This window comes from Pseudoalteromonas luteoviolacea (assembly GCF_001696455.1).
GTDB classification, from domain to species: Bacteria; Pseudomonadota; Gammaproteobacteria; order Enterobacterales; family Alteromonadaceae; genus Pseudoalteromonas; species Pseudoalteromonas luteoviolacea_C.
Window position 1 is genome coordinate 1 of sequence record NZ_MAUJ01000011.1, and the last position, 26,244, is coordinate 26,244.

General features: G+C 44.0%; 24 protein-coding genes. 13 read left to right on the plus strand and 11 right to left on the minus strand.

The features are described 5' to 3' along the window. The 7 genes from A7985_RS21950 to purF all read left to right on the plus strand — a co-directional run. Nucleotides 1–1,640: FimV/HubP family polar landmark protein (locus A7985_RS21950; protein ID WP_305119519.1), on the plus strand; the 1,640-nt coding region annotated here is incomplete at its 5' end. A gap of 95 nt (nt 1,641–1,735) precedes the next feature. Next, entirely contained in the window at nt 1,736–2,536 is an 801-nt protein-coding gene (gene truA / locus A7985_RS21955; protein WP_065792587.1) for a tRNA pseudouridine(38-40) synthase TruA, read from the plus strand. A gap of 213 nt (nt 2,537–2,749) precedes the next feature. Continuing rightward, entirely contained in the window at nt 2,750–3,625 is an 876-nt protein-coding gene (gene accD / locus A7985_RS21960) for an acetyl-CoA carboxylase, carboxyltransferase subunit beta (RefSeq protein ID WP_065792588.1), read from the plus strand. Between the two features lie 22 nt (nt 3,626–3,647). Beyond that, a complete protein-coding gene (folC, locus tag A7985_RS21965; protein ID WP_065792589.1) occupies nt 3,648–4,907 on the plus strand; it encodes a bifunctional tetrahydrofolate synthase/dihydrofolate synthase in 1,260 nt (419 codons plus the stop codon). A gap of 12 nt (nt 4,908–4,919) precedes the next feature. Continuing rightward, entirely contained in the window at nt 4,920–5,663 is a 744-nt protein-coding gene (locus A7985_RS21970) for an SPOR domain-containing protein (protein WP_065792590.1), read from the plus strand. A 61-nt stretch (nt 5,664–5,724) separates the two neighbouring features. Continuing rightward, entirely contained in the window at nt 5,725–6,219 is a 495-nt protein-coding gene (locus A7985_RS21975) for a CvpA family protein (protein WP_065792591.1), read from the plus strand. Nucleotides 6,220–6,237: 18 nt separating this feature from the next. Continuing rightward, nucleotides 6,238–7,764, plus strand: coding sequence for an amidophosphoribosyltransferase (purF, locus tag A7985_RS21980; protein WP_065792592.1), 1,527 nt, complete (start codon nt 6,238–6,240; stop codon nt 7,762–7,764). Between the two features lie 119 nt (nt 7,765–7,883). On the opposite strand, the gene A7985_RS21985 is transcribed toward purF, so the two are convergent. After that, nucleotides 7,884–8,483: a Yip1 family protein gene (locus tag A7985_RS21985; RefSeq protein WP_065792685.1), complete on the minus strand. Its 600-nt coding sequence runs from the start codon at nt 8,481–8,483 to the stop codon at nt 7,884–7,886. A gap of 207 nt (nt 8,484–8,690) precedes the next feature. Here A7985_RS21985 and miaE point away from each other — a divergent pair, with 207 nt between their 5' ends. Then, nucleotides 8,691–9,479, plus strand: coding sequence for a tRNA isopentenyl-2-thiomethyl-A-37 hydroxylase MiaE (gene miaE / locus A7985_RS21990; RefSeq protein ID WP_065792593.1), 789 nt, complete (start codon nt 8,691–8,693; stop codon nt 9,477–9,479). 7 nt (nt 9,480–9,486) lie between these two features. Here miaE and A7985_RS21995 read toward each other — a convergent pair whose 3' ends face one another. The 9 genes from A7985_RS21995 to A7985_RS22030 form a co-directional block, all read right to left on the minus strand. Next, nucleotides 9,487–10,845, minus strand: coding sequence for an O-antigen ligase family protein (locus A7985_RS21995; protein WP_256096830.1), 1,359 nt, complete (start codon nt 10,843–10,845; stop codon nt 9,487–9,489). A 3-nt stretch (nt 10,846–10,848) separates the two neighbouring features. Continuing rightward, entirely contained in the window at nt 10,849–11,043 is a 195-nt protein-coding gene (locus A7985_RS27010) for a hypothetical protein (protein WP_256096831.1), read from the minus strand. A gap of 71 nt (nt 11,044–11,114) precedes the next feature. Beyond that, nucleotides 11,115–12,248, minus strand: coding sequence for a hypothetical protein (locus A7985_RS22000; protein ID WP_256096832.1), 1,134 nt, complete (start codon nt 12,246–12,248; stop codon nt 11,115–11,117). A gap of 11 nt (nt 12,249–12,259) precedes the next feature. Then, nucleotides 12,260–13,531, minus strand: a complete 1,272-nt coding sequence (locus A7985_RS22005; RefSeq protein ID WP_247684924.1) for a polysaccharide biosynthesis/export family protein — start codon at nt 13,529–13,531, stop codon at nt 12,260–12,262. A 197-nt stretch (nt 13,532–13,728) separates the two neighbouring features. After that, on the minus strand, nt 13,729–14,736 hold the full coding sequence (locus A7985_RS22010) for a glycosyltransferase family 2 protein (protein WP_065792594.1): 1,008 nt from the start codon (nt 14,734–14,736) through the stop codon (nt 13,729–13,731). Between the two features lie 10 nt (nt 14,737–14,746). After that, nucleotides 14,747–15,985, minus strand: coding sequence for an oligosaccharide flippase family protein (locus A7985_RS22015; RefSeq protein WP_065792595.1), 1,239 nt, complete (start codon nt 15,983–15,985; stop codon nt 14,747–14,749). Nucleotides 15,986–16,145: 160 nt separating this feature from the next. Continuing rightward, entirely contained in the window at nt 16,146–17,600 is a 1,455-nt protein-coding gene (locus A7985_RS22020) for a sigma-54-dependent transcriptional regulator (RefSeq protein WP_065792596.1), read from the minus strand. 258 nt (nt 17,601–17,858) lie between these two features. After that, nucleotides 17,859–18,467, minus strand: a complete 609-nt coding sequence (locus A7985_RS22025; RefSeq protein ID WP_065792597.1) for a hypothetical protein — start codon at nt 18,465–18,467, stop codon at nt 17,859–17,861. Nucleotides 18,468–18,482: 15 nt separating this feature from the next. After that, nucleotides 18,483–20,111: an LruC domain-containing protein gene (locus tag A7985_RS22030; RefSeq protein ID WP_065792598.1), complete on the minus strand. Its 1,629-nt coding sequence runs from the start codon at nt 20,109–20,111 to the stop codon at nt 18,483–18,485. A 235-nt stretch (nt 20,112–20,346) separates the two neighbouring features. On the opposite strand from A7985_RS22030, the gene A7985_RS22035 reads away from it, so the two are divergent. From A7985_RS22035 to A7985_RS22055, 5 genes are all read left to right on the plus strand, one after another. Beyond that, nucleotides 20,347–21,090 (plus strand): hypothetical protein, encoded by a 744-nt coding sequence (locus A7985_RS22035; protein ID WP_065792599.1) that lies wholly within the window; start codon nt 20,347–20,349, stop codon nt 21,088–21,090. 212 nt (nt 21,091–21,302) lie between these two features. After that, nucleotides 21,303–22,559 (plus strand): WecB/TagA/CpsF family glycosyltransferase, encoded by a 1,257-nt coding sequence (locus A7985_RS22040; RefSeq protein ID WP_065792600.1) that lies wholly within the window; start codon nt 21,303–21,305, stop codon nt 22,557–22,559. 2 nt (nt 22,560–22,561) lie between these two features. Beyond that, entirely contained in the window at nt 22,562–23,242 is a 681-nt protein-coding gene (locus A7985_RS22045; protein ID WP_065792601.1) for a sugar transferase, read from the plus strand. A 219-nt stretch (nt 23,243–23,461) separates the two neighbouring features. Then, the gene (locus A7985_RS22050) at nt 23,462–24,601 is read left to right on the plus strand and encodes a polysaccharide pyruvyl transferase family protein (protein ID WP_065792602.1); all 1,140 of its coding nucleotides are present in this window, start codon (nt 23,462–23,464) and stop codon (nt 24,599–24,601) included. Further along, nucleotides 24,558–25,487, plus strand: a complete 930-nt coding sequence (locus A7985_RS22055) for a glycosyltransferase family 2 protein (RefSeq protein ID WP_065792603.1) — start codon at nt 24,558–24,560, stop codon at nt 25,485–25,487. The genes A7985_RS22050 and A7985_RS22055 overlap by 44 nt, the downstream gene beginning before the upstream one ends. A 27-nt stretch (nt 25,488–25,514) precedes the next feature. Here A7985_RS22055 and A7985_RS22060 read toward each other — a convergent pair whose 3' ends face one another. Continuing rightward, a complete protein-coding gene (locus A7985_RS22060) occupies nt 25,515–26,243 on the minus strand; it encodes a UDP-2,3-diacylglucosamine diphosphatase (RefSeq protein WP_065792604.1) in 729 nt (242 codons plus the stop codon). Nucleotide 26,244 lies beyond the last annotated feature (1 nt).

Consider the following 26,244-nt stretch of genomic DNA (forward strand, 5'->3'; position numbering starts at 1 on the left):
CAGAACTCGAAGCTGAGCCAGAACTAGAAGCTGAGCCAGAGCTAGAAGCTGAGCCAGAGCTAGAAGCTGAGCCCGAACTCGAAGCTGAGCCCGAACTCGAAGCTGAACCAGAACTCGAAGCAGAACCTGAGAGCGATGATGTATCTGCTCAAAATGTAGGGGATATGTTAGAGGCCCTTGAGGTTGAGTCTGAATTTGCTGCTTTGGATGACGAGCTCCTCTCCGAAGACCTTGAGATTGACTTGGGCGATGACCCACTCGGTGATGAAGTTGACCTAATGGCTGAAGAAGAGCAGCCAGAAGAAGATTTTGTGACACCAAGTGCTGAACTTGATAGCTACCCAGAGCTTGAGTTAGACAGTGACGATGACGAGTTAGCAATCTCATTAGAAGAGGGAGATGCTTCACACGAAATTAGTGAGACAGAGCGCCAGTTGGCAGAAAGTTTAGGCAACCAGAACGATCTGCATTTACAGCTTGAAGATGAGTTAGAAGAACCGTTTGAGGATGATTTAGACGACTTATTTGATGATACTGAAGTTGAAAGTCAACAAGCCGTTGATACTCCATCAGAATCAGGCCCTGCAAGTGATCAGCATTATGGCCCTGAAGAGCAAGAGTTGCCTGAGGAATCACAAGAACTTTCCGATTTAGAAGTCGCTGAATCACTGGATGATTTAAATCTAGATTTAGAGACGCCGTTTGATGAAGCAGCAGCTTTGGCTGATTTGGATGAGGCGCCAGTATCAACGGAACAGATTGAAAAGAGTGCGAACAACGAAATTGACGATCTAAGCGTAGACTTGGATACGCCGTTTGATGAGGCGGCCGCGATGGCTGCTATGGATGAAGGGATAGACACACCAGATGCGCCTATCGTAGATGATAGCATTGCTCAGGTGGATGACTTGGCAATGGATTTGGAGGCGTCATTTGATGAAGAAGCCGCGTTGGCAGAAGCGGATGAAGCATTGGGTATGCTCGGAGAGCCTTCAGAAGAAAATGTTGAAAGTGATGAAGAGTCTCTTGAACTGGATATAGACCCTGAGAGTTTCTTGGCGCAGCTTGATGAAGCCGCAGAAGGTGATACTGAGAGAGAAGCTCCTATCGAAATTGACGAAAGTGCGATAGAAGATGAGTTTATGGCTGATTTAGAGGAGACAGATTTTGAGTCTCTTTTAGATGAGTATGCGGAGCCACAGTCAATAGAGACTGAGTCACAGCCTGAATTGGAGGTCAACTTTGATGCCTTGTTAAGTGAGGAGCTGGATGAACCTTTCGAAATCGAAGAGGATCAAGCGGCACAAGAGCAAACAAGTGACGCTGAACAAGTACCGGAAGATTTCCTTAATATCGATGATTTAATTGCACAAAGTGATGATATTTTAGAGCAAGAAGAACCTTATCAAGAACCTAATATGGACGTGGGGTTGGATGATTTTGAGGAGCTCTTGGCTGGTGATAACCCAACAGATGTAGATCTAGAAGAAGGCGGATTTGCTGCCAAACTGGATTTAGCTCGGGCTTATTTAGAAATTGAAGACTTTGATTCTGCGGTTTCTGCCTTAGAGGAGGTGATGGAGAACGGGCCAGAATCAGTGCAACAGGAAGCAAGAATCTTAAAAGAACAAATTAAATAAAAAAGCAAAGGGGCGATAACTCGCCCTTTGCTTTTCTTCCCCGCCTCAATAGCATAAAATGCCCGGTCATAATTTAGTGAAGAGTTAGCAAGTGTATGCGTGTAGTACTAGGTATAGAGTATAACGGTGGAAACTACTCAGGTTGGCAGCGTCAAAGTCATGTCAGTAGCGTTCAAGAAAAAATTGAAACAGCGTTGTCGAGGATCTGTAATCATCCGGTTGACATAGTGTGTGCTGGCCGCACAGACGCGGGTGTGCATGCGACAGGTCAGCTTGTTCACTTTGATACTGATGCGCAGCGTGAAATGAGCGCGTTTACTTTAGGTATGAATTCACAATTACCCGATGATATTGCTGTAAGGTTTGCTCAACAAGTAGATGAAGAGTTTCATGCGCGTTTTAGCGCAACAGCAAGACGTTATCGCTATATTATTTATAACCATACCTATCGCCCTGGTATTTTACGCAACGGCGTTACACACTTCCATCAACCTCTCGATGTCGAAAGAATGCAAGCGGCATGTCCATTTATGTTGGGTGAACAAGACTTTACCTCATTTCGAGCTGTCCATTGCCAATCGAACACGCCATTTCGAAACATTCACCATTTACAGGTTGACAGGTTTGGTGATTACGTAGTAATTGATGTTAAAGCAAATGCCTTTTTGCACCATATGGTGAGAAACATAACTGGGTGTTTGTTAGACATCGGCACGGGAGAGCAAGAACCTGGGTGGATGGGAGAGCTGCTCAAAATAAAAGACCGCACTCAGGCCAGCGCTACGGCAAAGCCCAACGGCTTGTATTTGGTCGATGTTGACTATCCAGAAAAGTGGGGAATTCCAAAAATGGCGGTTGGTCCGCTGTTTTTACCCGAAGTAGAAATCAGAAAATAACAATTTAGCCCGATTTAGCACGAGGTTGCTCGATAAACAGTCTGATATAAATTGAGTAATCAGGCATGAAAAATTGCGTTTTTATTACGTCTAGAAGTGGTTAAGACTACTAAGACCAGTTTTTTATATCACTGTTGCCTTAAACATGTTTTAATTGGGAAAATCTGTCTGTGTGCACAGACTCATTACAGAATAAAGACAAGAGAGTTGCCAATGAGTTGGTTAGAAAGAATCTTGCCTAAGGCTGCTAAATCGGCAGGTAAGAAAGAAGTCCCAGAAGGGGTTTGGGAAAAGTGTTCAGCTTGTGACTCAATTTTATACAAAGCTGAGTTAGAGAAATCACTACATGTTTGCCCTAAGTGTGATCATCACATGCGTATTTCCGCTCGTCAGCGTTTAGAGCGCTTTTTAGACGACGGTGAGCTCGTTGAGCTGGGTGCACAGTATGAGCCTCAAGACGTATTAAAGTTTAAAGACTCTAAAAAGTATTCAGATCGCATTACCGCGGCACAAAAAGTAAGTGGCGAAAAAGATTCGTTAATAGCTATGAAAGGCCGCCTTAAAGGCGTACCTGTGGCAGCCGTTGCATTTGAATTCTCTTTTATGGGCGGTTCAATGGCCTCGGTTGTTGGTGCCCGCTTTGTTGAAGCGGTTAACGAATGCTTAGAGCACAAAATGCCATTAATTTGTTTCTCAGCGTCGGGCGGCGCGCGCATGCAAGAAGCATTGTTTTCACTTATGCAGATGGCAAAAACAAGTGCAGCTCTGGCAAAAATGAGTGAACAAGGTCTGCCATTTATCTCTGTGCTAACTAACCCAACAATGGGTGGTGTTTCAGCTTCTTTGGCAATGCTAGGAGATATCAATGTTGCGGAACCAAAAGCTTTAATTGGTTTTGCAGGTCCACGTGTTATTGAACAAACTGTACGTGAAACATTACCTGAAGGTTTCCAACGCAGTGAATTCTTACTAGAGCACGGTGCGATTGATGTGATCATTGACCGTCGTGAAATGCGTGACTCATTGGCACGTATGATTTCCAAGTTTATGGACTTGCCTTCTACTGAACAAGAGCATAGAGTAGCGTAAATTTTTCGAAATTGAGCTAGCTATGTCACACATCAAACCTAGCCAATCATCGAGCTTAGATGATTGGCTTTGTTATTTAGAGCAACTGCATCCTGCCAATATAGAAATGGGTTTAGAGCGCGTTGCCCAAGTCGCTAATAATATTCAATTATTAAATACTCCTAGTAAGATTATCCTCATTGGTGGCACCAATGGCAAGGGTACAACTGCCCGTTGTATGGAAGCCATGCTTTTAGCTCAGGGGCATACCGTAGGGACTTATGCTTCACCACACCTAATTCGCTACAATGAACGTGTACGTATTAATGGGCAAGAGCTCCCAGACCAAGATCACGTGGATGCTTTTTATGAATTGGAACAAGGTCGAGGCGACACTCAACTTACCTACTTTGAATACGGTACATTGGGTGCATTAGCACTATTTAAACGATATGAAGTTGACTATGTGTTACTCGAGGTTGGTTTAGGTGGTCGTTATGACGCCACGAATATTGTTACACCTTATGCAAGTGTTATCACAACGATCGATCTAGACCATAAAGAATACCTAGGCGATACTCGAGAACTGGTTGGATACGATAAAGCGGGTATCTTCCGCAAAGGGACACCTGCCATTGTCGGCGACCTTAATATTCCCCATACGTTAACTGATTATGGTGAAGAAATCGATGCTGAGATGATTTTGTCAAAGCGAGATTTCCACTTTACACCGAAAGACGGTGGGTTCAGATGGCAATACCAAACATATGATATGAGCTTCACCAAGCCTGCCATTCCCGCTCAAAATGTGGCGACGGCATTAACCGCATTGACGAGACTTGGATTGTTACCGGATGAGGCCCTGCTGCGAGAGACGCTTGAAAACCTTCAGGTAGAGGGGCGTTTTCAGCAGCTGAGTCAATCTCCTTGTGTGTATACGGACGTAGCGCACAACCCAGAATCTGCGCGTTATTTACGCACTAAGTTAAACGATTTAAAAAATCAGGGCTTTAAAATTAACGTCTTAGTCGCTATGCTTGCTGATAAAGACAAAGCCAGTGTTATTGAAGAGCTGAAAGAAGTAGTGGATAGCTGGACGTGTGCAACATTGAGTGGGCCTCGAGCGGAAAAAGCAGAGAATCTGCTTGCTGTGATACCTCAAAACAAGCGAGCAACCACACGCACTTTTGATAGTGTTTCGTCTGCTTTAGATTCACTGTTGCCAGAGCAGGGCAATGATAGCGCGTTAATTGTCTTCGGATCGTTTTTCACAGTGGCCGATGCCATTCAATATTGGAAATAAGAGAGTAATATTTTGAACTCAGGATTTGTGAATCGCCTTGTCGGTACCAGTATCATTGTTATTGCTGCAATCGTATTTATTCCAAATATTTTGGATGGCGAGAAAGTACACTATAAGGAAGGGTTCAAACAAATCCCAGAACGTCCAGATTTTACTTCTATTGATCTTCAAGAAAGCATCGATGATAGAGCCTCTTTGGCACTTGAGCCCAAAGAGGACGTCATTGAAGACGTTGTTGCAGATGACCTCAATGATACCGGCTCGACGCCAGAGGCTGCTGATGGTAAGACGGCCACTGCTGAGACGGTTGCCAACGAGGCTGATTTAACAGAATCGTCGGAGACAGCTGAACAAGTAGTACAAGTGACCAAAGCTGATACTCAAAAGCCGGTCGAAGAGGTGGCTAAAGCCGCCAGTGAATCTAGCGATGAGCAGCCTGAACCCAAACCCGTTACGGCTACCGTAAAAGCAGAGCCAAAACTCGAACGTCCTGAGTCATCCAACTTTACTAAAATGGCCTATGTTATTCAGCTAGGGAGTTTTTCTCATCATGCAAATGTTTTGGCATTGACCGACAAGTTGAAAAAAAATGGCTTTAAAACTTTTACACGCCCGGTTAAAACCCCGAATGGTACCTTAACAAAGGTATTTGTTGGGCCAGACTTAAATAAACAAAAACTTGAAGCTAAGTTACCAGAATTAAAGAAGTTAACCAAACTTAATGGGCGACTAACCCAGTTTAAGGTTGCAAATTGATCTGGCATTTCTAGAGCGTGTCTTATAAAATGCGCCCCAAATTAACGACTTGTTGGTTATTATGATTTGGGTTGATTACGCCATATTTGCAGTTGTCGGTATTTCTACCTTTTTTGGGCTGATACGCGGCTTTGTAAAAGAAGCTATGTCCCTCGTAGTTTGGGTTGGCGCATTCTTCATATCCAGTCTATTTTATCAATATCTATCCACTTTCCTTACCTTTGTTTCAGAACCCCTTTTAAGAAACGCTGCGGCGATAGCCATACTGTTTATATCGACGCTGGTATTAGGTGGACTAGTTAATTTTATATTGGGCGAGCTTGTACAACGTACAGGCCTATCAGGCACAGATCGCGTAGTTGGCCTTTTGTTTGGCGCCATGCGAGGTGTATTGGTAGTCAGTGCCCTGTTATTTTTTCTCGATGCATTCACCAAAGCCCCAGATACAGATTGGTGGAAAGCATCGGTAGTAATCCCTGAATTTGGATTTGTTATTGAATGGTTTTTTTCTTATTTAGAAAATAATTCGAGCTTTTTAAATTCAGCAAACCGTTAATCGGCGAGGAATTTTTTAATGTGTGGTATCGTTGGGATAGTCGGAACATCTCCTGTTAATCAGGCTTTGTATGACGGCTTAACTGTTTTGCAACACCGCGGTCAAGATGCTGCTGGCATCATTACCATTGACAACAATACGTTCAGCCTTCGCAAAGCGAACGGCTTGGTGAAAGACGTATTTCATACGCGTCATATGAAGCGCCTACAAGGCAACATCGGTATCGGCCATGTGCGCTATCCAACTGCTGGCTCATCCAGTTCAGCAGAAGCTCAACCTTTTTATGTAAACTCTCCATTTGGTATCTCGCTTGCGCATAATGGTAACCTTACCAATGCCGCGGAACTAAAAGAGCGTTTATTCACAAAGGCGAGACGCCATGTAAATACGACTTCAGACTCAGAGATCTTACTGAATATCCTAGCGTATGAGCTAGGCCGCAATGACAAAATGAAGCTGGAAGCAGACGACATGTTTACAGCCATAGCTGCGGTAAATGAGCAGTGCTCGGGTGGATATGCAAGTATTGCGATGATCATCGACCACGGCATGCTTGCATTTCGTGACCCACATGGGATCCGCCCATTAGTGTTTGGCAAAAAAGACACTGAAAATGGTACTGAGTACATGTTTGCTTCCGAAAGTGTTGCACTGGCAACAGACGGCTTTGACTTTGTGCGTGATGTTGCCCCTGGCGAAGCGATTTACGTAACGGAAGATGGGCAATTTTTCTCGAAGATGTGCGCTGATAAAACGACTTTAGCGCCGTGCATTTTTGAGTTTGTGTACTTTGCGCGACCAGATTCGACAATGGACAGCATGTCAGTATATGCATCTCGCGTAAACATGGGGACTAAGCTTGGTGAGAAAATTCAGCGTGAATGGGCTGATAAAAACATCGATGTGGTAATTCCTATCCCTGAAACCTCATGTGATATTGCGTTGGAAATTGCGTCAGTACTTGGGTTGCCGTATCGCCAAGGGTTTGTGAAAAACCGTTACATTGGCCGTACTTTCATCATGCCTGGGCAGGAGCAACGCAAAAAATCAGTACGTCGCAAGCTTAATGCAATAGACAGAGAATTTGTGGGCAAAAATGTCCTACTGGTTGATGATTCAATCGTTCGTGGTACAACCTCTGCTCAGATTGTTGAAATGGCGAGAGAGGCAGGTGCTAAGAATGTATACTTTGCATCCGCAGCACCAGAAGTGCGTTTCCCGAATGTCTATGGTATCGATATGCCGTCGGCGTCAGAGTTAATTGCGCATGGTCGTGAATTAGAAGACATCAACCGTAGCATTGGTTCTGATGGCTTGATTTATCAATCGATTGACGATTTGATTGCTGCTGTACGGATCGAAAACCCGGAGATCAGCCAATTTGAGACCTCAGTATTCGACGGTCAATATATCACAGGTGATGTTGATCAGGATTACTTAAACCGTATTGATGCTTTACGTAATGATTCAGCTAAGTCAACACGAGAAAAAGCGATGTCTGCGAGTCTTGAACTTCATAATCAAGAAACAGGCGAAGGCGAGTAATTCAGAACAGTAAGTAATGGGTTCGAATTTAAAAAAGGGCGATGATGTAAATCATCGCCCTTTTGTTTGATTTCGTTTTTTAGGATAAAAGCAAAGGAAGCGCAATTAAAGCCGCCTCCCTAGGTAAATGTAGGGGTAATTATGCCATTCGTCCACAAAATAGCCGTTGCAGCGAGAATTATTACCAATAAAATGAGACCGCAAGTCACCATTGAACTGGCATAAATAAAGCCTCGCTCTTCAGGGATATGCATTAGTATAGGTACGCCGGTGTAAAGCAAATAGACTGAGTATGCGACAGAGGCGATACCAACACTGACGACAAACCAAAGTTCTGGATACATAGCTGCAAGGGCAGACATAAAAATTGGCGTGGCAGTATAAGCTGCAAGTTCAATCGTCTGGGTAAAGGTAGGCTGTGCACCAAATGTAACTGCCATCCAATGCGCTAAGTAGGCAAGGGTAAATACGCCGATAATCAGCGCAAAATACATTGCAAATGCGATCAATAATGCACTGTCATGGGTCAAGAACACAACATCACCTGCACCGATCCGCCAGCCTAAATGTACCGATGAAACATAGCCCATAATGCAAGGGACCAATGCAATCAGAAACATATGAGACAGGCTAAACTTGGCACTTTCATGATGGTTATCAATTGTTTGCCATTCTTCGATTGGGTGCGCATAGAGCCCCCATAAATGGTTTAAGATCATAAAAGCCTCTCTGTTATATTTTGGGTGTTTTTTACACAGCTTCAATTTATTTATGAAATATTGGTTAAATTTTGTCAAGAAACTAGAGTTAAACACCCTAATCCTTCGATAAGGTGCAATGGCAAAGGTATTTTGACTTGTGGATGATGGAGGCATTTGCTGGGGATGTGTTAGAATGCGCGCCTTGGTTCGGGAGTTTTAAAGATTATGCTAGAAAAATACGCAGATTTGCTGGCGCCAATTTATGAGTTTTTAGGCACGAGTACGCCAGATAGCTGGATTGAGGAGGCGAAAAAGCCTGAGAATTTACAGAGACTGCTTGTCGATCATATGCACTGTGAATTAAAAGCCGCACAAAGTGCAGCATTTTTAATTCGCAAATATGCAGTCGATAATACCTCTGCAAAAACTTTACTTGGCTGGGTAAAACCGTATGAAGATTTTGTTTATCGCAAAATTGGTGATGGTCAGTTTGGCGCAAGTAAGAATGAGCTAATCGGCAGTTTAAAGGCCAAACCTGAATACGCGTACAATCAAGACATCTTGGATAAAATGGTGCGCCTGATTAAAGAAGAGTTACATCACTTTGAGCAGGTTCTTGAAATTATTCAGGCGCGAGAGCTCAGAGTTCAGAGTTTAAATGCATCTCGATATGCTGCGGGTATGATAAAGCATGTACGTACGTTCGAACCAGCAGCATTGATTGACAAGCTCATTATAGGTGCTTTTATTGAAGCACGCTCTTGTGAACGCTTTGCCAAGCTAGCTCCGTTTTTAGATGAGGATTTAGGGCGATTTTATGTGTCGTTATTGCGCTCTGAAGCGAGACATTACCAAGATTATATTGAGCTTGCTGAGCAAGTTGCGCAAGCGACAGATCCGGCTCGCTTTGATGTGACAGCGCGTATTGCTGAGTTTAAAGAAATTGAGAACGCACTGATTGCTGCGCCGGATGAAGACTTTAAATTTCACAGTGGCACTCCTGTCGCGGCCTAAGCCCGTTTTAATTAAACGCTCGACCACTCGGGAATCGTTCGATCTGGCGGTTTGTACGATTTCCACGGCGGCGTTTTTTGCGCTTGGTCTCAAGGGTTTCGTTATCACCTTTGAATACAAGACCAAACCACAGAAGCGCTGGCCAGTACAAGAAAGACAAAATCTCTAAATTTTCAAAAAAGCTATAGCAGATAAATACCGTCATTAAACACAACGCAGTTTGAGCCGTTTTCGACACTTGTGACTTCACTAAAAAATATACCATGGTAATTGCCATTGGCACGGCCAGCGCGATTGCGCCAACGATCCCTTTAACAAACAATAACCCATACCAACTATGATGCGACCCGATGGGCATACGTTCAACAATTTTGGGCCCTCGCTCTACGATACCGTGCCCCCAAATTGGTGCTTCTGCCTCCCAACGTTGCATTGCAATATTGGCCAGGGCCTGCCTTACTCTTGTCGAGCCGGGGCGCTGTTGCTTGATGGCTTCATACGAGTCCATTATCCAATTATATACCGGCTCACCTAACAGTAGGACGGCTGGGACAATAAAGCCAAGCATGAGCAAAAACCACGGCTCTTTGAATTTATCGCTGAACATCACCATCGGGAACAACATAATAAAAATGGCGATACCTGCGCGAGATTGAGACAACAGCAACATTGCCCAGCAGCCCGCAATTGCCCATCTACGGATGCGTGCATTTTGTTCCTGTAGACAAAAAACTAAGTAAATACATGCCATAAATCCAGCAGCTGGTGCCCAAGGTGTGAAAAAACGCCAGCGGCCAGCACCTGTTTCAGGGTTAATACCGTAAAAGCTCACCATAAAAAAACTTTCTCCAGGTCCGCCAATCACTTTTAACGGTGATAGAAATATGTCGCCTGGTAGGCGTCCTAGGTAAAAGATAAATGACACAACCGCAAAAATAAGTGTTTGAATTGCGATGATACAAACGGCACGAATGATCACTTCTTTTCTTACTTGGATCATATTGGCGATGAAAGGAAACAGTGCCAGCAATGCCCATCCTTTCATCCAACCAATAGACGATTTGATGGTTTTCCCAATCCCTAAAGACCAATTAAAGTGGGCAATAATCAGTGCCACCAGCATCACCAACATGGCTATTGTCCAAAGCCATACCATAGGGCTTACCGAGGCATGTTTGGTATCTACTTCAACATAAATTCGGGTGATCACCATCGCAAATAGCAACCACCCGATAACTGAACCCAACACATACAATGTGCCTGTTAAAAAAGCCGGATAAGTGAGCACTAGCCCTGCCCACACAACGAACTCTTCAGAGCTAATAAATTCTTTTTTCTCGCCTGGTAGCGCTGAGAGTAATAACATAACTTACGCCTTAGCCTTTGGCTTTTCTACGACAAGCGCAACAATCTCTCTGCGCTTGTTCACCATTAAAATGGCTGCTGAGGTGAAAATCATGGCAAATAATGCGGCGGCAACTGCGAGGCTCTTTTTCGGGCTAACGGGTTTCATAGCCACCGATGGAGGTGTCATAAGTTGTACAATTGGATATGATGCAAACACGTCAGCTTTACCTGCTTCAAGGCGCGCAGCCGCAGAGGTGAAAACCGCTTCAGCTAGGTCAAACTCGCGTTCTAACCTTTCGAGCTCGCCGCTTCTCTGGCATAAATTTTTATTTTCTCATTGAGTAATACTTGTGCTTGGTCAAGTTCTACTAACTGAGCTTGCTTACCTTTTTTCAGGGCATAGGCGTTGATTAAGTCTGCAAATAGTTGCGCCCGTTTGGGGTTATTTTTTAAATCAAGTGAGGTAAAAATATGCGCTGCGTTCGGGCCAACAAGGCCTTGAGAGCGATTTCTCAAAGATTGCTTAGATTGTTCAAAGCGCGCAAATTCAGCTTTTACTTTCGGGTGACCATCCCCCCAGCGAGAGCGATACTCACTGAGTTGAGAAGCACTTGAAGTTAGCTCTGATAAGTAGCCACGAAACTCGCCATCCGATTGTAAAACAAAAGCTTGTCCTGCCATGGCTGGTGATACACCTAAATCGACACTCAGCTGATTGACATAATCATCGCTTTGACCGATTTCGGCTTGGATCATAACGATTCTTTCTTTGATTGTAGACAAGGTTGCGGTTTCGCGTAGTAGCTGCTCGCCAGATACCAGTAATGAACGCTGCTGAAAATCGATGATGTTGTTACGGGTCGCGTTTAATCTCTCACGGTACTGATCTAACACTGCTTTGATGCTTTCGTCGCGGCGTTTTACTTCATCTGCGCGCAAATGGTCCAATTGAGCTTGTAGAGCATCGTAAAGCGCCCACGCTTTTTGCTGTGCCATTTTGGCTGAATTTGCAGTTGTTTCGACATTTAAAATGGAAGTTTGCTCGGTCAATCTTACTTTGGGGTTGCCAAAGTCGCGGATGTGAATGTTCAGAGACTGGGCCGCATTTTCGATTAAATTGCGGCTCATCAACATCTCTTTGTAGTTCACTCTAGGGTTGTAGCCTTTACCAAAAGGCGCACTCGTAGATGACACCACTTGTCCTACTTCATCAATAGAAACTTGGCTGTTTGCACCCGTACCTGGAAGCACAATGTCTAGGTCGCTTTTGTATGTCGGCGCTTTTTGCAAGTAGACGATAACGAGCATCACAATTATTGCGTAGCTAATGAGACATGCTACCAGATAAGGTCTGTGCAGGGCTCTGTAAACACTGGCTCTGAAGCGGCTATAAGGTGTTGTGACTTGAAGTGCGGTACCCATGATACACCTCCTTAAAACACTTTAAACGGTGTGACTATGTCTAAAACGGTACGTGCTACGTCTCTTAAGTTAGTGATATCAGAGTCGTAACAGGCGATGGCGTCATTTGGCATTACGTATGGATTTATTTGATCTCTGTAAGGCATACGCATTAGCTGCTCTATAGAGCGCTCAATGACTTGAGTTTGTTTAGTAATTGGGTGTGTACTGACTAATACGATACGGCGAGGCGCATTTGTATAGGATTTACCACCCACACAGTTAGCTGAAACAGCCGCCTGCAATAATCTGGTGCCATAAGGGAGGTTGCTTGAGAAGCGACCGATGGCAGCGTTAGAATTACTCTCTGCAGAATCAATTAAGTTCGACATAAACACGCGAAACCCTTTTGGCGTAATCTGAGAAGGGCGCACTAGATGAGGTTGAAAACAGCCTGTGCTTGGCACAATCACTTGGTCACCAGCGATAAGCGCGTAGTCAGTTACTGGTTCACCCGTTAAGATGCCGGTTAGGTCGACTTCTACTTGCCAGCCAGAGCGAATTAAAATGACTTGGTCTAATTTGGCGTCTGGACGAATACCAGAAGCGGTTCTTACTGCCTCGGACAACAAGCGCTTTTTAGTTTGGTCGCCCGAAGCTACAAGGCGGTCTTTGTGAATTTGTGCAGGAATTGAAGCATTAATGGTTACGCGGCCAGGTTCGAAAACTGCGCCAGACACCGGTACTTCAATTGCAGCTAAATTGAGCACTCGGATATTTACATCTAATGTACTGGCCTTAAATATATTCGCTCTGATAAGCGCCAGCTCTATACGTTCACTCAGGTGCTGCGTGGTTAAGCCTGCTGCGAATATGGGCTCAATGGCTGGCATTTCAAGTAGGCCAGAGTTGTCTAAAATGTAGTTGCCATTAAATCCTTCACCAAACTCCATGCTTACTTCAATTAAATCGCCCGGGCTTAGAGGCAATGAGCTGGCGCCTTTACCACCAAGAACAGGTACAGGTGCTTGGTTATTTGGGTGTGTCTTTATTGCTCTATCGACGCGGTATTGTTTGGTGATTGCAAACTCATTGGCACCGGAGCAGTCTAACCCAGCAGCGAACACGGTACCTGGTTTAGAGGGGGCGATGACAGTACCTTGTGCATTCGGGTGCCCGTAAAAGCGGTCATCTTTGTCTTCTAACTCTACTGTTCCGTCAATGTGTGCACAGCCAGCGATGGTCGCAAGCTGGCATACGAGTGCCAACATGCTTAGCTTGGATTTTAAGTGAGTGACTGACATGGCTTATTCCTTAATAAGAAGTTTGCTGACTTAAATAAAGCATTAATTAGGCCAGTTGTCTAAATCCTTTATTTTCATGCGTTTAGGTGTTTCTCTTTCAGGTTTTTCGTGTCTGTTTTGCAATTTGCATTGTGGTTATTTTGCAATATAAAAAGCCAGCAGATGCTGGCTTTCTGTGTTTTAGCGCTAAAAGTGGCCTAATTGGACTTTTGAAGGAAGGCTGCACCTCGCATTGCAGCGTTTTCAATGGCACTGTAGAGACTGTTTGGTAAGGCGCATAAATACGTACAAGCGAGTGTAGCCAGAGTGCGTTTGGGCTCCTCTTTCAAGATACGCCAATTGGTTTTTAATGCCTCATGCATTAACTTGCTTGCCTGTGTACTGTTGCGTGATTGAATTGCTCGACGGCATAAATAGCGTAACTGATAAGCTTTTGCCAGCGATGCATATTGACTAAAGAAGGCATCGTGACCAATGCGATTTTGATCTACAGCATACTGCCAACTAGTAAACTGTTTATGCAAATTTGAAGAAAGCCCAGAGGCGTTAACTCTATAATATGTCAAAGGTTGTTCAATACCCTCGATCATACAATTGGTGTCCAGTGCGATACGCAGCCACAGTTCGATGTCTTCAGATTGACGAAGCTCTTCATCAAAATATTGCACCCAATTTCGCATACCATCTTGAAAAGCAATACTGTCTAGTATGGTTTTACGAATAACAGGAGCGGAACCATTGCCGATAGGGTTGCGACAAAAAATGTGTTTAGTGGTGATGTTTTTAAGTTTTGGGAACTGCCCTATGCCCAATGGGGCATCGTCTTCGTCTATAAATAAAGACGGGCAGTAACTAATTCCTAACTGGTCGTTGGCCTCCAAGTGTGCAACGTGTTTTTCCAACTTTTCTGGTGCCCAGTAATCGTCCGCATCTAACAGTGCAATATAATCGCCTTGTGCTGCGCGAATACCGGTATTTCTAGCGCCTGACAAGCCTCTGTTCAATTGAGAAATCACTTTGATCCGAGCATCGTCGAACTGTGCGACTTTTGCCAGCGTATCGTCGCTACAACCGTCATCTACACAGATCAACTCAAAGTCTTGATAGGTTTGTTGGAGCACAGAGTTTATGCTCAGCTCTATGTATTTTCCTACATTGTACATAGGGATAATGACGCTAACAGTTGGGTGAATTAAGCTGTTCATAATAGGCTCCTTATGCGGGCTTTATGGTTCTAAATTGGATAAACATGTTTACGGCTGGGAACACAAGCCATAAAACACTGGATAAAAGTAGTACTAGGGCAAACGTTTCTGGTGTCTGTGGGGTCATCGAAAATATCCCAACGAGTGACACGAGTAAGCAATAACCACATTGTTGTGCTTCTAAGCGAAAAAGACCTTTGCTGCGCAACACTGCGCTGTAGGTATCTGACCAAACAGAGGTGATTGCGATTAAACAAAGCAGACTAGTGGTGGTAAAGCTAGCCTGCCATTCTGCTGAGAATAGAAATGGTACGTACACAGGCACTAATGTTGATTGACAGATAAAAATCAGGGATACGCACGTAGTCACTAGGACGATTTTTTTCGCCAGGCCACGGTTGGGGTTTGCCTGTTTTTGCTGGCAGATGTATGGATATAGCGCGGTGATATAGGCTTGACTGATAGACATGGCAAGGCCGATCCCAGCGCTTTTTGCGAAGCTATACAAGCCAAATAACTCAGGGGTCATCAACCTCGCAGCGATGAATACGTCCATGTTGATGCGAAGTGAACGAAGTGCATCAGCAGCAGCGAGTTGACTTGATGTCATTAACAGGTTGACAAATATAGGGCGATCGAACCCAATGCGATGGGGTTGCGTTTTGACCACTAAAAATGCCACTAACCACAGTATGGCAAAAGCCCATTTCGCGTAGACGATAGCCAGTAGTCCTGCATCTAGGTATAACGCGACAGCAATTGCGAAGTTTTCTAAGATGATACACACACTGCTAATCACACTGAACAAGGCCATGCGGTTTTCGCGTTGCACAAGAAATGCTTTGGTACTAACAATGGGGAAGACTAAGTAAGTAAACGCCATCAAAGCCACAAGCGTGAAGATGTCGTGCTCTGGAAATAGCCATTCGGTACAATACGCCACCATAACTTGCACAAGGAACAGGCTAATACAAATAACCCACTGGACACACAAGCCGTTGGATAATAGTGACGGTAATTCTTTCTCGGTCGCCCGGATGATTTGGGCGCCTGTACCGGAGCGAAGTAACAGGCGCAGGACTTCGTGAATACTTAAAGCCAGCATTGCTGCGCCGTACTCTACTGGCAGTAAGAAAGCAGCCATTGCCATAATGCTTACTAGGCGAGATGCCTTTGCAATTACTTCAGCACCAACTAGCCAAGAGGTGTTTCTTAGAAGAAGGGTGATAGAGTATTTGCTTGCCTGCATAGTTTTCGCCTCTGATTAAGTGATAGTTTTACTAATCAATAATCAGGCCAAAACACAAACTTTTTAACTTGTTGTATTTTAAGGTTTTTATTTTAAACCTTATTTTTCATTTTGACGGAGTTGCAGATTGCAAAGCGGTAAATTATCGATTTGCAAAGGTTTAAGAAGGTTCCCATTTCTGGATTTTTCGGTACAAAGTGGAGGGACTAACTTCGAGTAAACCTGCTGCTTTTACCACATTATCCTCACACACTTGTAATGCTTGCTCAATGGCAAATCGCTCTACCTCAGAAAGAGGCACAATGTTTAACGTACCGTTTTGCTGTGTTGTATCTGAGGAAGTTATCGAAGGTCGGGGCATAATAGGCGCCGATTGAGGTTTGTCTTTAGGTGTGAATAATGCCTCATCGGGTTTTAGATGTAATTGTTGCATTAATGTCTCTTCACTCACCATTGGACCATCAGACATTACAACGGCACTGTGTATGAGGTTTTCGAGCTGTCTAACGTTACCCGGCCAAGCGTAATTCAATATGAGTTGCTCGGCACGTTTGGAAAAGCCAACGAAGAGTTTATTTTCTAGCTCACTGTACTTATTCAAGTAATACAGAGCGATTTGTAAGGGATCTTGATCTCTTTCTGCCAGCGCTGGCATATCTATGGCGATCACATTAAGGCGGTAAAATAAATCTTCTCTCAGTAACTGTTGCTCAATAGCATCGAGTGGGTTGCGGTTTGTAGCGCAAACAAATCGAACATCAACGCGCTCTGTCTTGCCACTACCTACACGTTGAAAGGTCCCTGTTTGTATGAATCGTAGGATTTTGGCCTGTAATGCCATGTCCATTTCGCCGATTTCATCTAAAAATAATGTGCCGCCATCAGCGAGCGTCGCTGCGCCATCTCTATTGTTGGTAGCACCAGAGAAAGCGCCCTTAACGTGGCCAAATATTTCTGACTCCATTAATTCTGATGGAATGGCTGCACAGTTTATACAAATCAGAGCTTGTTCGTTACGAGGGCTCAAATTGTGAATGGCTTCTGCCGCGAGTTCTTTACCTGTACCGCTGGGGCCTGTTATAAACACATTTGCACGACTCGGGGCGGCTTTATCTATGGCTTTGTAGACGACCTGCATGGCCAATGAGCTACCGATAAAACGTTGAAATTGAGAGCGATGCTCTCGTTTATATCTTTTGAGGCTGGCACGCAGCATGTTGCGTTCAGCAATGAGCATTTTTGTTTGCAATGCTTGCTCTATCGTAATGCGCAAATTGTCGTTTTCCCATGGTTTTTGCAAGTAACCCCACACTTTACCTTGGTTTATTGCATCGATAAGTGCCGCCTGTTCAGTAAAGGCTGTCAACATGATACGAATGGTGTCAGGGTAGTCTTCCGCGATGATGGCGAGGAGTTCATTGCCTGTCATGCCAGGCATGTTTTTGTCGGTTACAACTACGTCAATTGGTTCATTGGCTAATACATCTAAGGCATCTTGGCCACTTTCAGCGGTGCGAATGGTATATTGATCAGAGCGCAGTGCACGGCTCAAAGAACGTAAAATATGCGGTTCGTCATCTACTAGTAGGATGTGTAATCCCATCATCTTTTCCATGGTTGCGCTCCTTTTTCATTTTTGTTTTCTATTAACATATAGCAGTGTAACTGTAAGAGTTCCAAGGACTTTTACTAAAAATTAAAAGATGTTGTTGAAAACTCGAAAATTGGCTGTTTATCCGCCAATAGCTTAGTTAAAGATACCAAAGTTGCGAGGGAAGGTGGATGAAATTATTTAAAAAAAGCCGTGTTATACGAATGCCTCGACAGTCATTAAAGGGCGGCGTGCAGGGCGGCTGCACACCGCATGAAGGGATTAATTAAAGGTATGTGTGACTGAGGTGCTTGAGTCCAGTTTGAATAAAACTTGATTGGTCTCTAGCATCCCGTCCACCCTTATCAACATGGTTTGTGTAGTCTGAGGGACTGTCAGGGTATGTTGCAATTGCCCTGCCGCGTTAAATCGCAGTGTAGCGATTAACTGTTTGTTGCCCATTAACTCATCTTCGACAGACGGCACCTCCATACTGAATGAGTAAACCTTAATTGCTCTTCCTGCTAAAGACTCACCAAAGACATCTTGCCCATCAAGCTCAAGCGAAATATCGTCGCTGGTTCTAAACTTGAAGTCTGGTTCTACATATAAGTCAGTGGAGTCTGTCGCTGTGGTTTGTAGCAGTTCAGCTTCCGGTTCATAGTTGAGTTCAGGCATTGCGGCATCGCTATTAGAGTCGCTAGTAGCTGCACTGTCACTCGTTGTCTGTGTCTGACTTGTTGTGTCCGCAGGCGTCGCTTGCTGTGTCGTCGTTTGGCCTGTGGTATTTGATGGGGCAGAATCGCCGCCACCACCGCCTCCGCAACCAGTAATGAAGGTGGTCAGTAAGGCCATACTAATAGCTGTTTTTAAATTTTGCAGTGTGTTCATGATGGTCTCCTAACATTACTCAGATTCTGGTACATAGTAGTGTGTGTCACGATCGCTGGTGAGGTACCAGTTTTGTGCTTGTTCACCGCTGGACTCTACCCAAGTTTCATAGTCAGGGTAGGCCCACAGGACGTCAATATACTCACGCGGGTAGTTCCACTCTTCGCTGACTGTGAGTGCCCAAGGCAGGTTATCAGCCGTTCTGAAGTAACGATTACTGGTCGCGTCAGAGGTGTCGTCAACCTTGCCAAAACGGGTTTGGTCAAACAGATCTGTCGGAGGGTAATCGGCCATATGTACTTCAATCGTTCTATCGGCAGTTCTGAATATAAAGAAGTCCATATCAGCAATACTTAGAGATGCTTGAGACTCTGCAAAGGTTACATCGAGTGTAAAAGGCACTGGCTCAAAGTAATTACAAGTTTTAACCGTGTTGAAGTGAGAGCACTGTCCTGACTGACCTGTTTGCGTAAAGACTTGCGTACTGCTCCACAGTTGTAACACGGCATTGCTTTGAAATGCTTCTACAGATTTGTCAAAGCTTTGCCCATCAATGGTAATACTGGCGCTTTCGATCAAATCGGGTGTTGAACCCATTATGCGTAACCCATACCCATTTTCAAAAGCAGCGCCGCGTGCGGTTATCCAGCCATGTAAAATAAACCCACTGACAAGATTATTGGCGTCCAAGGTCGTTTGAATGCGTTGCTTAACAACGAGATCATTCATGTCGTAGTCACCGCGTTGTGGCCAGTTATCTTCATAAGCGAGTGTCGACACGCCCGTTTCTGAAGGAAAGTACTGGCTATGAGAGCGACGGTAATTGTTTGGGAACTCGTCTTGCTCGTCAGGGATCCCATCTGCGTCACTGTCGTTGGCCTCAGGCATAGTCACTAAGTTGGTTGAAGAGATAGCGGAGCCCGGGCTTGCTGTCACACTGAACACGGCATCGTTGAAGTCATTATCACCCCAAGTACGTGGTAAGTCTTCAAAGCCAATGACCACTTCTTGTTCTTGTTCATCATAAAGCAGTACGCAGTGTTGTCTTAATTCTGCTGTCGGTTCTGGGTTTAAAGAAGAGATTGAATAATAATATGGGATTTGCCAGTTCTTGACGCCTGTATAGTACCAGAACCCGTTGGCTGCAACGAAAAAGCCAATGCTGGTCCCAGCAGGGAAGGTACCAATGCTGACTCTATGACCATTTGTTAAGTGAGGATAACTCAAATTAGGAAACACGATGGTTTCTTGCACTTCTTCTGGTGTAGTGGGTGGATTTTCTGGATCAAAAGTAAAGTAGCCAAACGAGTTTTTGTATCCAGCACCTTCGTGAATAAACGTGATAAATACTTCAGCCTCTTCGTTTAGGTGAATGGTCGAGCCTTCGTCACCAGTGATGAAAGCTTCGTTCACTTTAGCTTCCGGGAGTGCGTTGCTGATACGTTGGAAGAAGTCGCTACTGTACTGGTCGCGAGCATATATCATACTGTCTGGCTTACCAGTATTTTGGTTGTAGCCAGTGGGCCAAGCTTCTCCAGATTGAAATTGCCAAACATACTGCCCATCTACTAATTGCACCGCCAGTGCTGGCGTTGCGGTTGCGCACAATGCGGCGCCCAAGCACATCTTAGTTAAATAGTTCATGATAAGAACCTTATATTCGGTTGATGATGTAACTCATTGAGCAGTAACTGTGCCAAACTTGAATTGTTATATTTAACAGTTGGTTATGATTTTATTAGAAGGTTTTACAGCCATTTTTTCGCAATATCGTAAGCGATTAATTTCTCATTTTTAAAATTGAGAAAATTACTTTTTGGGCAAAATGCAGTTCTTTTGCTTTATTAATAAATAGCAGTATTTTTTTAGAGGATGCGTAATGACAAAAAGAACAACGACCACATTAGTTTTTAGTGTGGCATTAAACGGCTACCAATGGCGTTATAGTCATTGTATAAAAAGTCACAAGCAATATGCCAAAAAAATGAATTACCAATATGTTGTGGTTTCACGACCTGTGTTTACCTCACTGGGAGTGGAGTGTTGCTGGCTAAAACTTTTATTGTTAAAAGCTGCACTAGAAGCCGGTTTTAATAAGGTTCTGTTTGTTGACGCTGATGCGCTCATTCAACCGACATGTCCACCCGTTGAACAACTTCTGAAGGATGACAAGTACTTGTATATGGCGCATGGCTACAGCGGGGAAATCAACTCGGGTGTTATGCTAATGCAGCGCTCAGAAGCAGCATTGAATTGGATTAACGATCTATTGGCTTCGATTTGCACGCCTGTTGTGGAGTCAGAAGGGATAGGGTGGGGTGAAAATGGCCATGTGGCTCATTTTGCAAAATCTTGGGAGGGTTTTCAGTTAATCTCACCAAAGTGGAACAATACTTATGCCAAAGAGATGAACGATTACATAAGACATTTTAACTTCGGTCCACTGAAGAACAGTTGGTCAGATAAAATAGTGCATAAAATAATATTTAAAGTGAGTAAAATTTTACTCAAATGCGATTTAAATGATCTGGACCAGCAAGAAAAAAAATTACAAGTGGTGCAGCATAAGCTCCCAAAATTATTCAATCGAGTGGTACAGATATACCCCGAGTTTTCTAAGTAAACAACGCGATAATAATCGCAGTTAACGACAGTGTTCATCGTATTCTTATTTTAAAAAAGCTTTTCGATTTAGTTTGCAAAATAAGAAAATAATATAATCACCCCAGATCTTTGTTAGCATTTTTTACATAAAAAACATAGTCTTAATTTTTTTTTATAGATTGGCACACTCCTCGCAATTTCTACCTCAGATAAAACATTTGAGGCTGAATTATGTTGCACAACAAAACCACACAACAAACTAGCAAATCGTCGGAGCAAAATCTGCTTCGCCGAGTCCTGAGAGTTACATGTGCTGCTGCACTTACCAGCGTCATGTTACCACTGTTTATTTTCAACGCAGTGTTGAGCATTGCGACGTTTCGCGCTCCCTTAAAAAAGCAGAAGTGGTTAGACATCGGGGGTGAGGTTGTTGAGCTGTATGTTTGGCAGGCTGGCGTTTTTAAAAGCAGTGCCATGCTTTTTAATATCACGGCGGGTGACATCCATTTTGTTGGTACGCCGATTATATGGGGAGAAACAACCGTTCCCAACGTACGCAGATTTAAATCGCCCTGCGCCAAAGCGGGTGTGTTTGATTGTTTGCAACTCCATAGCCTGACAGGGTTAGTTGCAGGCGATATCCCGAGTTTACTGGCGTCGCAAAACGAACAAGGTGCGGTGAAAGATTTAGCGATGGTCTTAAAAATTCTATTTTGCCGCTGCGTTTATAAAGATGGCGGGGAAAAAACGGCGCAATCTGCTGTGTTTGGGATCCCATTCGACAACGCCAATATGGAAGACGCGGTGAATTGGGTGTGTGCATCCCATACTGAAGCGAATTATTGCCAGGTCGGTTACTTTTTAAATGCGAATTCAATAAATCTGGCAGCAAAACAACAAGAGCTGAGAGCTGTATTAACGCAAAGCAACAAGAATTTTGTAGATGGGTCCGGTATGCGCCTTGCGGCTCGCCACGCTGGGATTAATTTAGCCGATAACATCAATGGTACTGACATGCTCCCGGTTTTGTGCCGTAAAGCGGTAGAGACTGGCGGTTCCTTTTTCTTACTTGGTGCTAAAGACGACATCGCGCAAAAAGCCGGTGATGCATTAGAAACCCAGTTCCCGGGTTTGGATATACGCGGAACTCATCATGGCTACTTTAAAGACGACAACGACATTATTGAAAAAATCAACAACAGCGGTGCAACCATTTTGCTAGTTGCCTTAGGTTCTCCTCGCCAAGAGGTGTGGCTGGCTAAAAACAGGCACCGTTTGAACTGCCGATGCGCACTTGCAGTAGGTGGCTTATTAGATTTCTTTTCAGGCTCAATTCCAAGAGCGCCACTGTGGATGCGTGAATTAGGGCTTGAGTGGATCTGGCGTCTTATGCAAGAACCAAAAGCCAAATTCAGCCGCTACGTTATTGGTAATCCAGTTTTCTTATTCCGAGTTTATGTTTTAAAACAATCTATCAGAGGGCTTTAATCATGGAAATTACAAACAAAATTTCAGCTTCAGCCACAGTACGTTCAATCAAAGCTGCACGCAAGGTGAGTGTAGATGGTGTTCACCACGGTATTCCAGTATGGTTGCAGCGTGCAGTCGCAACACTTGGCTTACTCGCGATTAGCCCTTTATTAGCCCTGTTAATGCTCGCAATTAAATTGGAAAGTAAAGGTCCGTGTGTTTTCAAACAAGTCCGCGTGGGCAAATATGGTCGTCGTTTTACCATGTACAAGTTCCGTTCAATGTACATGCAGGATGATCCGCGTTTCAAAGCACCTGAGCAAAAAGACAGCTCGAGAGAAGGGGTATGTCAAAAGTATATTCATGACCCTCGTATTACTTGTATTGGTCGTTTTATTCGCAAATATTCAATTGACGAGCTACCTCAACTTTTAAATGTTGTCAAAGGAGACATGTTACTCATCGGCCCAAGACCTGCATTAGAGATGGAAGTTGCCCAGTATGAACCATGTCAGCTTTCGCGTCTCAATAGTGAGCAGGGGTTGACGGGCCTATGGCAGGTAACGGGCCGCGCCGACACCACCTTTGAGCAACAAGTACAATTGGACGAACAGTATATTCAAGAGCAAAGCATCATAAGTGATGTAAAAATCTTACTCAAAACGGTACCGTGCGTACTGGGTGCCAAAGGCGCTTATTAAAAGCAAGGTTTTCAAAGGGTCGGTGCCTACAGCGCCGACTTTTTTATTTTACAAAACTCCCTACCTATAATTTTCGAAATGCAAAAATTCAGTTTTCAATCTGCACACCGGTATTTATAAATTTAAAAAAATCCTTTTATATCAGGTGTTTAATTTTTGTTTTTTCTTGGCATACTGCCTGCAATTAGTTACTCAGACATTCAGATTTGAGGACTAATCATGCAAAGCAAGAGCGACATATTTGTAGTGGGATATTACGGCATGCGCAATAGCGGGGACGACGCTTTGATGCTTGCAAGTGTAGAAGGTGCTAAGCAAGCATTTAGCTTCAATAATGTAGCGGTTAATGCAAGTCGCCAATATGGCCTTGTAAAACAGTTGGAGTTGCAAGGTCAAGGGCCGATGATGTTCAGAGGGCATCAACGCGTTACTAATTATAAACGTGCATTTGATGCAAACAAGATCGTGTTTGGTGGTGGTTCGGTATTGCACTCTAGTAAGGATATCGCACAGAAGTGCCACATGATATCTCTGTGTGGTAGAGAGTCTAGTTATGCGGTTGGGGTTGGTATTGAAGCATTTAAAACCGCAAATGACGAAAGGCAGTGTGCTAAATTTTTGAATAAATGCCACTTTATCGGTGTAAGAGACGCGCAAAGTTACGAGATAGCCAAGTCAATTGCGCCGAGTTCAAATGTGGCATTGACTTTTGATTTAGCACCTTCGTTACTTCATTATTTTGGTGATTCCATACGTAACATTGATAGAAGAGGCGTTGCATTTAACTTCTGTCAGCAAGCAACAAATGCTTTTGGTGAAACGGACGCTTTAAACGAACGAGCACGTGTACGTAAAGCGGTTAAGATTATCACGTCAGTTTGGGAAACCACGCGTGAAGATGTGTACTTAATGGAACTCAATGATCATGGTGTGCTAGGCGATAACCTCATTCATGATCAAATCATAAGCAAGCTACCGAGCTACGTGCCAATCAAACGTATTCGTTACACTATCAACCCACTTCGTATGCTGCAGAGCATGGCTATGTTTAAAGCCGTCGTGGGTATGCGGCTCCACGCTGCAATATATGCATATATGATGAATACCCCCTTTGTGAGCCTGCAATACCACAGCAAATGCAAGCAGTGGTCGAAACAGATTGGCATGGCACCAGATTATCAATTTGACGCAAATGAATACGAGCCAGAAAGCGTAATTAAGACCATTAACAAGCTGGTGGCTGGGCAGTGTATTTCTCCAACTTTACCAGTGGAGCAAGCTATCGCGTTATCAATGAAGAATTGGAGTAATGAATATGAACAGCATCAAATTTTCAGTCGTAATCCCTCTTTACAATAAGAGTGAGTGTATTGAGCGTACCATCAAAAGTGTGCTTGAACAGAGCTACCCAGCGGATGAAATTATCATTGTTGATGACGGTTCAACAGATGATAGCGTAGCCAAAGTAGAAGCGTTGAATGTGCCAAACCTAAAGCTGATCAGTCAGGAAAACCAAGGGGTTTCAGCTGCTAGAAATACCGGGGCTCAGCATTGTAGTAATGAGTATATGGCGTTCCTAGATGCAGATGATACGTGGACCCCATTTTTCTTATCACGGATTGAGGCGTTGATTAGCCGATTCCCAAATATGGGGCTGTATGCGACGCGTTACCAGAAAGTGTATGGCGACAATGAGTTCCAAGATGCCAAAATAGCATTAACCAAATGGGATGCTTGTGGATACGAAATGGATAACTATTTTGCTGTTGCTGCTAGCGGAGATTTGCCATTCACGATGTCGAGCATTGTTGTCAGTAAGCCGGTTTTCTTTGAGTTAGGCGGTTTTCCTCGCGGTGAGTGGATGGGGGAAGATCAGAGCTTCTATATTAACTTCGCGATGTACTCTCGTATTGCGTATACCCCCGTTATTGAGAGCTTTTATTATCAAGGTACGCAAAACAGTGCATGTGACAAGGCACCCCCACAGCAATTGTGTCCCTTCGCAGAGCGGCTATTGATAGATATTAAAGAAGGGCGTGTGGCTGAAAACTTAAAACCTATGGTCTTAAAGTATGTAGGTGCACATATATGTGATTTAGCAAAGCGTCACATCCAGCATCGTTCATTTGAATTTGCAGCGCAATTGCTCACGCACCCTGCGTCGCGAAAAAAGCCAGTGCACTGGAGTTATTATAAGTTTGTTGCGTTGCCGTTGGCTTATTTAAGCAGTTTTAAAGGCGCTTAGGCATAAGACAGTGAGCAGACAACGTGGTTAGTTGTGCTCGCTGTAACCATGCTGCTGAAGTGATTGGCCTTGTTCAGTTACTACCAGATAAGAACTTTGACTATACCAATCGCCCAAAACCGTTCGAGTCCGGTTTTCATGTTGGTGCACATGTGGCCTGTGGGTGTGGCCATGAATCATATTTGTGACATTGAACTTATCAAACATCTCTTTTACCGCATCGGGCGTTACATCTAATATGCTTGGTGCTTTACCCATTTGCGTGATCTTACTTTTTTCTCGCGCGTTTCTCGCGACACGGCGTCTGTACCATAACGGCATTGCAAGCATCAGTCGTGGCCACCACCAGCCTCTACTTTTTTTACGAAACTTTTGATATTCAATATCTTGCGTACACATTTCATCACCGTGGAGTATCACTGTTGGTGTCCCGTAAAGGTTAATGACGGTCTGCTCAGATAAAATCGTCATGCCGCACAAGTCAGCATATTTTTGTCCAATTAAAAAGTCTCTGTTGCCATGAATAAAAAATAGGTCCGTGCCATGCTCACTGATTTTTTTCAGCCTTTGCGCAATGTCCAATGCCAGTGGATCGCCTTCATCATCACCAATCCAGACTTCAAAAAAGTCACCAAGTATATAGAGTGCATCAACATCGGAATTGATACAGTTATCGAGAAATAAGTAAAAGGCGTTGGTAATATCGGGACGATGCTCTGTTAAGTGCAGATCTGAAATAAAATAGGTTTTGCGCATG

Bases quoted from the DNA above. Each gene is read 5' to 3' on its own strand.
- folC (WP_065792589.1), top strand. From the start codon at position 3,648: ATGTCACACATCAAACCTAGCCAATCATCGAGCTTAGATGATTGGCTT.
- A7985_RS22000 (WP_256096832.1), bottom strand. From the start codon at position 12,248: ATGGGTACCGCACTTCAAGTCACAACACCTTATAGCCGCTTCAGAGCC.
- A7985_RS22005 (WP_247684924.1), bottom strand. From the start codon at position 13,531: ATGTCAGTCACTCACTTAAAATCCAAGCTAAGCATGTTGGCACTCGTA.
- A7985_RS22010 (WP_065792594.1), bottom strand. From the start codon at position 14,736: ATGAACAGCTTAATTCACCCAACTGTTAGCGTCATTATCCCTATGTAC.
- A7985_RS21975 (WP_065792591.1), top strand. From the start codon at position 5,725: ATGATTTGGGTTGATTACGCCATATTTGCAGTTGTCGGTATTTCTACC.
- A7985_RS22060 (WP_065792604.1), bottom strand. From the start codon at position 26,243: ATGCGCAAAACCTATTTTATTTCAGATCTGCACTTAACAGAGCATCGT.
- A7985_RS22035 (WP_065792599.1), top strand. From the start codon at position 20,347: ATGACAAAAAGAACAACGACCACATTAGTTTTTAGTGTGGCATTAAAC.
- A7985_RS22015 (WP_065792595.1), bottom strand. From the start codon at position 15,985: ATGCAGGCAAGCAAATACTCTATCACCCTTCTTCTAAGAAACACCTCT.
- miaE (WP_065792593.1), top strand. From the start codon at position 8,691: ATGCTAGAAAAATACGCAGATTTGCTGGCGCCAATTTATGAGTTTTTA.
- A7985_RS22020 (WP_065792596.1), bottom strand. From the start codon at position 17,600: ATGGAAAAGATGATGGGATTACACATCCTACTAGTAGATGACGAACCG.
- A7985_RS22055 (WP_065792603.1), top strand. From the start codon at position 24,558: ATGAACAGCATCAAATTTTCAGTCGTAATCCCTCTTTACAATAAGAGT.
- A7985_RS22030 (WP_065792598.1), bottom strand. From the start codon at position 20,111: ATGAACTATTTAACTAAGATGTGCTTGGGCGCCGCATTGTGCGCAACC.
- A7985_RS22045 (WP_065792601.1), top strand. From the start codon at position 22,562: ATGGAAATTACAAACAAAATTTCAGCTTCAGCCACAGTACGTTCAATC.
- accD (WP_065792588.1), top strand. From the start codon at position 2,750: ATGAGTTGGTTAGAAAGAATCTTGCCTAAGGCTGCTAAATCGGCAGGT.
- truA (WP_065792587.1), top strand. From the start codon at position 1,736: ATGCGTGTAGTACTAGGTATAGAGTATAACGGTGGAAACTACTCAGGT.
- A7985_RS21985 (WP_065792685.1), bottom strand. From the start codon at position 8,483: ATGATCTTAAACCATTTATGGGGGCTCTATGCGCACCCAATCGAAGAA.
- purF (WP_065792592.1), top strand. From the start codon at position 6,238: ATGTGTGGTATCGTTGGGATAGTCGGAACATCTCCTGTTAATCAGGCT.
- A7985_RS21995 (WP_256096830.1), bottom strand. From the start codon at position 10,845: ATGTTATTACTCTCAGCGCTACCAGGCGAGAAAAAAGAATTTATTAGC.
- A7985_RS22040 (WP_065792600.1), top strand. From the start codon at position 21,303: ATGTTGCACAACAAAACCACACAACAAACTAGCAAATCGTCGGAGCAA.
- A7985_RS22050 (WP_065792602.1), top strand. From the start codon at position 23,462: ATGCAAAGCAAGAGCGACATATTTGTAGTGGGATATTACGGCATGCGC.
- A7985_RS22025 (WP_065792597.1), bottom strand. From the start codon at position 18,467: ATGAACACACTGCAAAATTTAAAAACAGCTATTAGTATGGCCTTACTG.